This window comes from Acidovorax sp. CF316, from assembly GCF_000276605.1.
Taxonomy (GTDB): Bacteria; Pseudomonadota; Gammaproteobacteria; order Burkholderiales; family Burkholderiaceae_C; genus Acidovorax.
The window spans coordinates 1-9335 of record NZ_AKJX01000237.1 but is presented as its reverse complement, the minus strand read 5'-3'; the positions used below and the strand labels follow the sequence as shown (position 1 = coordinate 9335).

The 9335-nt window shown below is 63.6% G+C and carries 9 protein-coding genes; 4 read left to right on the top strand and 5 right to left on the bottom strand.

Annotated elements, in window-relative coordinates; all coding sequences use genetic code 11:
- Positions 1 to 87: 87 nt before the first annotated feature.
- On the bottom strand, positions 88 to 471 hold the full coding sequence (locus PMI14_RS35130) for a hypothetical protein (protein WP_146187898.1): 384 nt from the start codon (positions 469 to 471) through the stop codon (positions 88 to 90).
- On the opposite strand from PMI14_RS35130, the gene bioB reads away from it, so the two are divergent.
- From bioB to PMI14_RS35125, 4 genes are all read left to right on the top strand, one after another.
- Positions 470 to 1516, top strand: a complete 1047-nt coding sequence (bioB, locus tag PMI14_RS28190; protein ID WP_007859953.1) for a biotin synthase BioB — start codon at positions 470 to 472, stop codon at positions 1514 to 1516. The genes PMI14_RS35130 and bioB overlap by 2 nt on opposite strands.
- A 341-nt stretch (positions 1517 to 1857) precedes the next feature.
- Positions 1858 to 2184: a hypothetical protein gene (locus tag PMI14_RS35675; RefSeq protein WP_238541920.1), complete on the top strand. Its 327-nt coding sequence runs from the start codon at positions 1858 to 1860 to the stop codon at positions 2182 to 2184.
- Positions 2181 to 2417: a hypothetical protein gene (locus PMI14_RS35670; RefSeq protein ID WP_007859949.1), complete on the top strand. Its 237-nt coding sequence runs from the start codon at positions 2181 to 2183 to the stop codon at positions 2415 to 2417. The genes PMI14_RS35675 and PMI14_RS35670 overlap by 4 nt, the downstream gene beginning before the upstream one ends.
- Positions 2418 to 2723: 306 nt before the next feature.
- On the top strand, positions 2724 to 3311 hold the full coding sequence (locus PMI14_RS35125; RefSeq protein ID WP_146187899.1) for a hypothetical protein: 588 nt from the start codon (positions 2724 to 2726) through the stop codon (positions 3309 to 3311).
- Between the two features lie 206 nt (positions 3312 to 3517).
- Here the strand turns inward: PMI14_RS35125 and PMI14_RS28180 are convergent, their stop codons facing one another.
- Genes PMI14_RS28180 through PMI14_RS28165 form a run of 4 tightly spaced genes read right to left on the bottom strand, consistent with a single transcriptional unit; the run spans position 3518 to position 9205 of the window.
- Positions 3518 to 4444 (bottom strand): response regulator, encoded by a 927-nt coding sequence (locus PMI14_RS28180; protein ID WP_007859943.1) that lies wholly within the window; start codon positions 4442 to 4444, stop codon positions 3518 to 3520.
- A 3-nt stretch (positions 4445 to 4447) separates the two neighbouring features.
- On the bottom strand, positions 4448 to 5641 hold the full coding sequence (locus tag PMI14_RS28175) for a two-component system response regulator (protein ID WP_007859940.1): 1194 nt from the start codon (positions 5639 to 5641) through the stop codon (positions 4448 to 4450).
- Entirely contained in the window at positions 5638 to 8661 is a 3024-nt protein-coding gene (locus tag PMI14_RS28170) for a response regulator (RefSeq protein WP_007859938.1), read from the bottom strand. Before PMI14_RS28170 ends, PMI14_RS28175 begins: the two co-directional genes overlap by 4 nt.
- A gap of 13 nt (positions 8662 to 8674) precedes the next feature.
- A complete protein-coding gene (locus PMI14_RS28165) occupies positions 8675 to 9205 on the bottom strand; it encodes a molybdopterin-dependent oxidoreductase (RefSeq protein WP_007859937.1) in 531 nt (176 codons plus the stop codon).
- Positions 9206 to 9335 lie beyond the last annotated feature (130 nt).

Genomic DNA, 9335 nt, shown 5'->3' with positions numbered 1-9335 from the left:
AATAGCCGAGCTATTGGCTGCGCACCGCGCCTTGCATACCTCCCGCCAAAGCCGCTGCGCGACCCCTGGGAGATCGTGAACAGGTTCTTACACATCGGGATGGCATCTTGCGCCAACGTCGAGGTGGCACACGAAGGCCTGCCCCCGGATTGCCTGCAGATGTCCTCCATAAGCGGCAACTTGATGCGGCGGGTTTTTCGATGCGGACAAATTCTGCCAAAAGCCAATAACTTCTGCCTTTTTCTGGTTTTTTGCACGCCATCTTGCGTGCAGTTGGTGCATGGGTTTTTGTGGCACTTTTTGTGACCCGATGGCTTGATCTTGTGCCTTTTTCTCCTTCAGAATCATCGCCATAGCGCAGCGCGCCACATGGGATGGGTTCATGCCTGTGGCGTCTTTTGTCACCTGTTGCCTGGATGTCGCCCTTTTGGAGGTGCCACCAGGCAGCATTGCAAGGAGAGAAGAACCCATGCCATCCACTACGACCGCGGCCCCCCAGGCCATCCAGCTGCACCGTCCCGTCGCTTCACGCCCTGTGCGGGGGGCCTGGTCGGTGCAGGCCATCCAGGCCCTGCTCGACAAACCCCTGATGGACCTGCTGTTCGAGGCCCAGACCGTGCACCGCGATCACTGGCCCAAGCGCGACATCGAACTGGCCACGCTGCTCTCGGTGAAGACCGGCGGCTGCCCCGAGAACTGCGGCTACTGCCCGCAGGCGGCCGAGTTCGACACGGGCGTGAAGGCCGAGAAGCTCATGGCCGTGGACGAGGTGCTGCGTGCCGCCCAGGCCGCCAAGGACGCGGGCGCCACGCGCTTTTGCATGGGGGCGGCATGGCGCGCCCCCAAGGACCGCGACATCGAGAAGGTCAGCGAGCTGATCGGCGCCGTCAAGGGCCTGGGCCTGCAGACCTGTGCCACCCTGGGCATGCTCGAATGGCACCAGGCCCAGGCGCTCAAGGACGCGGGCCTGGACTACTACAACCACAACCTCGACACCGCCCCCGAGTACTACACCGATGTGGTCAGCACGCGTGCCTACCAGGACCGGCTCGATACCCTGCAGCATGTGCGCAGCGCCGGCATCAGCGTCTGCTGCGGCGGCATCGTCGGCATGGGCGAGGCGCCCGTGCACCGTGCCGGGCTGATTGCCCAGTTGGCCAACCTCGACCCGTACCCCGAGTCCGTGCCCATCAACAGCCTGGTGCGCGTGCCCGGCACCCCGCTGGCCGACAGCGATCCCATCGACCCGCTCGACTTCGTGCGCATGATCGCCGTGGCCCGCATCACCATGCCCCGCGCCCGCGTGCGCCTCTCGGCCGGGCGCCAGCAGTTGGGCGAGGCGGTGCAGGCGCTGTGCTTCCTGGCCGGGGCCAATTCGATCTTCTACGGCGATAAGCTCCTGGTAACGGGCAATCCGGATGTGGAGGCTGATGTGCAGCTGCTGGGCAAGCTGGGGTTGTTGGCGACAAGGCATGGCAGCGCGTCTTTGAAGACGCATGCGACAGCGCTGACCTGAAGGCCTGCTGAACGAGTGGCAAAGCTCACCCATCTGGGTGGGTCCTGACACCGCGGTGAGACTACTTAGACAGATAGCATCCCTCTCCACCAACTAGCAATTCATTGCTGGAGGCGAGGATGCAAGAAATGCGTGAGGGCGGCGCGCGGCCGCGAGGGAGTGACGCCGCACAGGGCTCAGCGCCCGCGGCGAACCAGCAGTTCTGCGCCATGGCACCCTGGCGGCGCGCGGCTGGGGGCCTCGCCATCCGTGCCGGCCCTGCGCACCTGCGGAGCAACGGCTGCCGCAACCGGCAGCCCCAGGCAGGGGGTTCGCACACCAGCACCGAGCGTCTGACCAACATGGCCACTGTGCGGCAACAGGCCACCATGGTTGTTGGCAAGCCCAAAGCGGCGCCCTCTGTCTCGCAACAGCACGAGCAAGGCGTCCTATCCCGCCACGCGAACCCAGATCGCACCCGTGAACGGATCGTGCTCAAGCGCGACCCGGCCACCTTCACGGCCGCCGTGGCCGGCACCGTGCAACAACTTGCCACGCCCACCGAAGCCCAAGCTCTGACGGTAATCTTGCCCGACAGCGCCAGCATGACTCTTGAGAGCAAGGACATCGGCTTTGTGAGCCCGGGCCAGGAACTGGAGACTTTACCTTCACACGCTATGGCTCGGTGAACGCCGTGGTGGAGAAAGTGACGCAAGACGCAGTCAATGACGAGAAGCGCGGGGTGATCTTCCCGGCCACGCCCAAGCTCAACCAGACAACCATCGACCTGGATGGCAAGCAGATCAAGCAGGCACCGAGGATGAACATCACGGCTGAAATAAAAACCGGTCAAAGAAGAGTAATTGAATTCTTGCTCAGTCCTATTCAAAAGGAGGGGGATGAAAGTTTGAGGGAGTTATAAACCAATTCGCAAGCATCGAGATGTTTTTTTAAATTTAAAATACTTGAAAGAAAACTTGATTCTTGTTTTGTTTTTCTCACGCCTTGTGGTCCCGGTGATTGGAAATTCCCAGGGAAAGATAAACTGCAATGAGGTCGCCGAAATTGCCAAAATTTATTCAGAGAGGATGCGCATATGGTCTATTTTTTAAAAATTAGACGATTCATTGAATTGATTGTTAAATCCATATTCAAATATTATTATTTTCTTTCTTTGTGCTTTTTTATTTCGGGAAAGGCGACAGCTGGCTTGCCATTCCCGGATCCCATGCCTCTCGACTATTTTCTGGCATCCAAAAAGCCTCTGATTTATACTGGCAAATTCACTAGGATTGTATACGCTGATGGCAAAACCGGCGAACTAGTAAATTTTACCGATCGAGATCTTTCTGGTGAACTATCGTTCGTAGAAAAACCAGAGAATAAATCGGTTGCCGATCAGTTTATGGAAATAATTGACGCAAAAATCTACATGATGGCACCCGATTACACGAACTCATTAAAATACTTTAACCAATGTGAATTCAAAAAACTATACATTTCCTCAAAAATTGATTTAATAAACAGAATCGACCGCGACCTGTACTACAAGAGTCTTGTTGGAAGCGACGTGGTAGTATTTTTATCCTACCGTGTAACTTACCAGCGTGGCACTGAAAAATTTTCCACGCCAATTTTTATTCCCTCTTTTGGATATAATTGGAATGATGGAAAACCACTACCAGCCGAATATTTAACAATTGTGCAGGATTCCGCACAAAAGGCTGGATTTTTGATGCCGCAATTGAAATTTTGCAACAAGAACTATGATTCCATTTCAACAAAATCCGGGCTAGGCATCAGTTGCGATAAATAAACCGATCTGGTCCGAAATGGCGTGAACGGACGGCCCTACAAGAGTGGGCCGAAATATCGAAGTCGGTCAGCGGGCATTTTTAAAGCCAATGGCATTGGGGGCACTGTGATGATGGTCATCTCAAGACAAGAGCAAATGGCAATTGCGGAGGATCCAGGGCCAAAGAAGGATGATGCCGTTGTTTATTGAGCCTGCTCGGGGAATATTCAACCGCCGCGCAACCGCTGCAGTTCTACGCGCATGCGCTCCAACTCCGCCTGCAACCGGCTGTTCTCGTGCATCTGGTCAAAATCCTTCTGCAGCTGCTTGCGGTGCTCCACGTAGTACATGAGGTTGCTGACCCGCAGGTGCAGCAGCTCGGGTTCGATGGGCTTGAAGACGTAGTCGATGGCGCCCAGGCTCAGGCCCTGGTGGCGTGAGGCGTCGTCGGTCATCGCGGTGACGAAGATGATGGGCGTGCATTCCGAGGCGTGGTGCTCGCGCAGGCGGCGCGCCACCTCGAAGCCGTCCATGCCGGGCATCATCACGTCGAGCAGGATCAGGTCCGGCGGCGCGTCGGACTGGCAGATTGCCAGGGCCTTCTCGCCGTTGTGCGCGATCTTGACCTTGAAGCGGTCGCGGAACAGGCCGGCCAGCAGCTGCAGGTTGTCGGGCGTGTCGTCCACCACCAGGATGGTGGCGCGCTCGGGTTCGGGCACGGGTTCCAGGGGCGGGTGCTCGTCCGGGGCTCCCGTGCGCAAGGGCGCTGGGGCGTCGCGCTGCAGTACACGCTGCATGCGCTCAATGAGGCGGCGCACCGTGAAGGGCTTGACCAGCAGGTCGCCGATGCCCAGGCGGATGGCCCGGGCGGCCGAGTCGCGGTCCAGCCCGCCCGACATCAGGATGAAGGGCAGGCCCGCCAGCTTGGGCTCGGCGCGCATGGCCTCGAGCACCGCGAGGCCGTCCAGGCCCTGCATGTCCAGGTCGCAGATCACCACGTGCACGGGTTCCGCGCGCAGCAGCTGCAGGGCGCGCGCGCCGTCGCGGGCCTGCAGCACCTGGCCGAAGCCGAAGGTCTGCAGCTGGCTGGCCAGGGCCTGGCGCATGGCGCTGGCGCCTTCGGCCAGCAGCACGGTGGTCTTGGAGGGGTGCATGTCTCAGGACTTGGTGTCTTGCGCGGTCAGTTCGATGTGCTCGGCGGGCAGGTCTGTGGCGATCCGGTCCACCTGGGCGTTCAGCGCATGCTCGCCATCGGCAAAGCGCTGGGCGATGCCCCGGAACTCCTCGGACAGTGCCAGGAAGGCGTCCACCATGTCGGGGTCGAAATGGCTGCCCCGGCCGTCGCGGATGATTTCCACCGCCACCTCGTGGGGGAAAGCGGCCTTGTAGACACGCTCGGAGATCAGCGCGTCGTACACGTCGGCCACGGCCATCAGCCGCGCGGACAGGGGAATGGTGTTGCCCACCAGCCCTTCGGGGTAGCCCGAACCATCCCACTTCTCCTGGTGGCTGTAGGCGATCTCCTTGGCGTAGCGGAAGAAGGGGTTGGTCTGCGACGCCTCGCGCTCCGCCGCCACGATGGCGTCGCGCCCCAGCGTGGTGTGGGTCTTCATGATCTCGAACTCCTCGGGCGTGAGCTTGCCCGGTTTGAGCAGGATGCGGTCCGGGATGCCCACCTTGCCGATGTCGTGCAGCGGCGCCGACTTGAAGATCATCTCGATCGCCGCCTCGGTGAGCTCCTCGCTGAAGCGCGGATGGTGCTGCAGCTTGCGCGCCAGCACTTCCACGTAGTGCTGGGTGCGGCGGATGTGGTTGCCCGTCTCGTTGTCGCGCGTTTCCGCCAGCGAGGCCATGGCGCGGATGGTGCCGTCCTGCAGCTCCACCACTTCCCGCGTGCGCCGGGCCACTTCTTCCTCCAGGTACTGGTTCTGGCGCGCCAGCAGGTCGCGGGCGCGCTTGAGCAGCAGGTGGTTGCGCACCCGCGCCAGCGTGATGGCCGGATTGATGGGCTTGGTGATGTAGTCCACCGCCCCTAGCTCCAGGCCGACCGTCTCGTCGTCCGATGCGCTCATGGCCGTGAGGAAGATGACCGGGATGTCCTCGGTGTCGGGGTTGAACTGCAGGCGGCGCAGCACCTCGTAGCCATCCATCTCCGGCATCATGATATCCAGCAGGATCAGGTCGGGCTTGCCGTCGCCGGCGACGATCTGCAGGGCCCGCTCGCCGCTGTTAGCCAGCTTGACCTTGTAGTCGGGGCGCAGCAGCCCGCTCATCACCGACAGGTTGTCGGGCATGTCGTCCACCACCAGCACGGTGCATTTGCCGCTGGGCTCCATGGGGTTGCTCGTCATGACGTGGGTCCTCCTTGTATCGCGGGGTCGGTCAGGGGCGCAGCACGCAGCAGCGCCAGTGCGTCGGTGAAGATGTAGCTGTCCAATGCCCGTTTCATTTCGCCGTAGACGGGGCCCAGCAAGGCCTTGAGGGCGGGCGCGGACTCCTTGAATAGCTCCACGGCGTCCGAATCGTCGTCCGCCAGCAGGGCATCCAGGCGCGCCAGCAGTTGCCGGGCCTCGGCTTCGTCCACCAGCACCTGGGCCACAGCGGCCTCTTCGGCGGGCAGCGCACCTTGCAATGCCGCCACCAGCGCCTGGCAGCCGGTGTCCAGGGGGGAGAGCAGGGCGGCCAGCGCGGCCGTGTCTGCCCCGTCCGCCAGGGCCTTTTCCACCGCTTCTGCCAACTGGGCCAGAGGTGCCGCGCCAATGGTGCCCGCCGTGCCCTTCAAGGTGTGCATGCTGCGCAGGGCATCCTCGCGCTGCCCCGCGGCCAGGAAGGTCTGCGTGTTTTGCACCGCCGACGCCTGGCCGGCCACGAACTTGCGCAGCAGGCTCTCGTAGGCCGCCGGCTTGCCCAGCACGCGGCGCAGGCCGGCGGCCGTGTCCAGCCCGTCGATGCGCGTGAGCGGCTCAGGGAGCGTGCCCGCCGCCTGGGCAGGTGCGGCAGCAGCCTGCGCTCCCTGGCCCTCGGAGCGCGCCGGCACCCACTGCAGCAGTTGGGAAAACAGCTCATCGGGGTCGATGGGCTTGGCCACATGGCCGTTCATGCCGGCCGCCAGGCAGCTGTCGCGGTCGCTGCTCATGGCATTGGCCGTCATGGCCAGCACGGGCAGGCCGGCCCAGGCCGGGTTCTCGCGCAGGCGGCGCGTGGCGGTGAGGCCATCCATCACCGGCATCTGCATGTCCATGAGCACGATGTCGTAGGGCGCACGCTGGTGCAGCATGTCGAGCGCCACCTGGCCGTTCTCGGCCACCTCCACCACCAGCCCGGCATCGCCCAGCAGGTCGGCGCCCACCTGCTGGTTCAGGTCGTTGTCGTCCACCAGCAGCACCCGGGCGCCATGGATGGGGGCCAGGTCGGGCGCGCTGGTTCGGCGCGCTGCGGCGCGGTCTGCCAGGCCGGTGTCCTGCACGCCGCCCAGCGCCCGGATGGCGGTGTCGAACAGCTGGGACGGGCTGACCGGCTTTGTCAGCATCAGGCGGATGCCGGCCTGCTCCAGTGCACGGAACACATCCTCCCGGCCATGCGCGGTGACGATCACCGGCACCGGGGGGTGGGGCAGCAGGGCCAGCTGGGCCGCGGTCTGCACGCCGTCCATGTCCGGCATCTTCCAGTCCAGGAACGCAATCTCCCAGGGCGCGCCCGCCGCGTCCGCATCGCGTGCCGCGGCAATCGCCTCGCTGCCCGAGGCGGCCGTGGTCACCGCAAAGCTCATGCTGGCCAGCAGGCCCGCCAGGATCTGGCGTGCCTGCTCGCTGTCGTCCACCACCAGCACCCGACGCCCGCGCAGGTCGGGCTCGGGCAGCAAAGGGCGCGCCGAGGGCGTGCCCAGGCCCACGCGGGCCGTGAACCAGAAGCGGCTGCCCAGCCCGGGTGTGCTGTCCACGCCGACCTCGCCGCCCATCAGGCCCGCCAGCTTCTTGGAGATGGCCAGGCCCAGGCCGGTGCCGCCGTACTTGCGCGTGGTGGAGGTGTCTGCCTGCTCGAAGGAGCGGAACAGCCGCGACTGCTGCTCGGGCGTGAGGCCGATGCCCGTGTCCTGGACCTCGAAGCGCAGCAGCAGGCCGTCGGCATCGCGCTGCAGCGTGGTCACGCGCACCACGATCTCTCCGGTGTCGGTGAACTTCACGGCGTTGTTGCCATAGTTCACGAGGATCTGCCCCAGGCGCAGCGGGTCGCCACGCAGGTCGTCGGGCAGGGCCGGGTCCACATCGAACATCAGCTCCAGGCCCTTGGCCGAGCATTTGTCGCCGATCAGGTTGGCCACGTTGTCGAGCACGCCGCGCAGGTCGAAATCGACGGTCTCCACCTCCAGCTTGCCGGCCTCGATCTTGGAGAAATCGAGGATGTCGTTGATCAGGCCCAAGAGGTGCTGGCCCGAGCGCTGGATCTTCTCGACATAGTTGCGCTGGCGTGGCGACAGGTCGGTGGTCAGCGCCAGGTGGCTCATGCCGATCACGGCGTTCATGGGGGTGCGGATCTCGTGGCTCATGTTGGCCAGGAAGTCCGACTTCATCTGCGAGGCATCTTCGGCGCGGGCGCGGGCCACCTCGAGCTCGTCCTCGTGCTCGCGCAAGGTAGCGTTGGCCTGCTCCAGCTCCTCGGTGCGCTGGACCACCCGGGCTTCGAGCACCTCTTCGCTGCGCTTCAAGGCTTCCACCAGCTCGGCCTGTGCGGCCATGGCCAGCGACTTGGCTTTTTCGCGCTTGAGGAACTGCCGGGCCATGGCCACGGCCAGCAAAAAGGTGAGCACTGCCTGGAAGGCCGTGAGGCCGGTGGTCAGCAGGGTCTGGTGCTGCACCTCGGCGTTGCGCTGGTCGCCGAGCAGCGCGGAAATGCGCGAGGCGTTGAGCGACAGCTCCTGCACCGTCGGGCGCAGTTCCACCAGGCGCTCACGCAGCAGCCGCATGTTGGCCTGGCTGGTGCGCGCGTCGACGCTCTGGCCGAAATAGCTGTCACCGGCCTCCACGAACTCCTGCAGCTCCGCCAGTGCCTTGGCGTACAGCGGCTCGTGCTGCATGAGCGTGCGCGCGGTGCCGCTCTCCAGTGCGCTGAAACGGCTCAGGAACAGGTCGTAGCGCAGTTGCAGCGCATCCGTGGAGATGCTTTGGGGGTCGTACTCGTACTGGTGCAGTGCGTGGTCCAGCCGTTCGTGCTCCACATTGAGCTGCAGGTAGGACCACAGGGCGTTCACGTCGCCCCGGCGCATCACGGCTTCGACGCTGCGGTACTGGCGGTACTGGACCGTGGCGATGGACACGTAGACCACCACCAGGCTGGCGATGATCAGGGGCAGGAGGTGCTTGCTGCGCAGCATGGGCAGCCCCGCGCTACTTGATCTGCAATGTGCTGAGCTGCCAGGCAGAGCGGTTGTAGTAGAGCTCGGTGCGCAGTTCGGCCTTGGTATCGAAGGGGTAGACGATGAACAGGGAGCCTTTTTCGCGGATGGGCATGGCGCGGTTGTTCATGAGCCGGGCCACGATCACCTCGTGGCGCGTGGCGTCGTCGAACGGTATCTCGGTCTTGTAGTCGTTGAGCGCCACCGCCGTGATCTTGCTGCCCTTGGCGCCCGCGGCCGCCAGAACGTCGCGCAGCAGCGGCCCGGTGAAGGTGACGGGCTGGGGGTACCAGGGGGTCTGGGTGGTGAAGGTCTTCTGGGGCAGGTTTTCGAGCATCTTCATGTCGAACTGGGCCTTCTCCCCCTGGTTGGTCTTGCTGACGCCCCCCTGGATGGTCAGCACCACGGGCCCCGCAGGCTTGTCCAGCGGCTGCGCCTGGGCTGGAAGAAAGGCGCAGGCAGCCGCCAAAACGCCTGCAGCCAGGCGTGACAACGGGCCTGTGGCCCCTTTCGCATCGGTCATGCTGTTTCCCCCTCGCCGGCCTTTTGGGGCCGTTTCTTGCTGTATGCACAGTTATAACAGCCAGCGCGGATTCATGCACTTGCGATTTGACCACCGCCGCGCGGCCCGCATGTGGCGGCGGCGGGCGGCC

Excerpts from the sequence above, each read along its gene's own strand:
- PMI14_RS28175 (WP_007859940.1), bottom strand. The coding sequence starts at position 5,641 with ATGACGAGCAACCCCATGGAGCCCAGCGGCAAATGCACCGTGCTGGTG.
- bioB (WP_007859953.1), top strand. The coding sequence starts at position 470 with ATGCCATCCACTACGACCGCGGCCCCCCAGGCCATCCAGCTGCACCGT.
- PMI14_RS35125 (WP_146187899.1), top strand. The coding sequence starts at position 2,724 with ATGCCTCTCGACTATTTTCTGGCATCCAAAAAGCCTCTGATTTATACT.
- PMI14_RS28165 (WP_007859937.1), bottom strand. The coding sequence starts at position 9,205 with ATGACCGATGCGAAAGGGGCCACAGGCCCGTTGTCACGCCTGGCTGCA.
- PMI14_RS35130 (WP_146187898.1), bottom strand. The coding sequence starts at position 471 with ATGGGTTCTTCTCTCCTTGCAATGCTGCCTGGTGGCACCTCCAAAAGG.
- PMI14_RS35675 (WP_238541920.1), top strand. The coding sequence starts at position 1,858 with ATGGCCACTGTGCGGCAACAGGCCACCATGGTTGTTGGCAAGCCCAAA.
- PMI14_RS28180 (WP_007859943.1), bottom strand. The coding sequence starts at position 4,444 with ATGCACCCCTCCAAGACCACCGTGCTGCTGGCCGAAGGCGCCAGCGCC.
- PMI14_RS28170 (WP_007859938.1), bottom strand. The coding sequence starts at position 8,661 with ATGCTGCGCAGCAAGCACCTCCTGCCCCTGATCATCGCCAGCCTGGTG.